1 pseudogene is annotated in these 254 nt (G+C 62.2%); it reads left to right on the top strand.

Annotation, left to right across the window (positions count from 1 at the left end):
* Window positions 1-254 (top strand): annotated as a pseudogene (locus AC30D7_RS28820) (calcium-binding protein); the annotation flags it as partial.

Raw genomic sequence — 254 nt, 5'->3', positions numbered from 1 at the left:
GGTTGGGGCAATGCCAGCGACAACATCATCACCGGCGGTTCGGGCGCCGACACGCTGTACGGTGGCGCGGGGGCCGACCAGTTCATCGGTGGTGCCGGTTACGACACGGCGGGCTATAGCGACAGTACCGTGGCGGTGAACATCAACCTGAAAACCGGCGTGCATTCCGGGATCGGAGCAGGCGACACCTTCACTGACATCGAGGCGATTAAAGGTTCGAACTACAACGACACCTTTGTCGGCGATGGCCGGGG

It is taken from the genome of Pseudomonas sp. DF5 (assembly GCF_058148225.1).
This window is presented reverse-complemented; position numbering and strand designations above follow the sequence as displayed.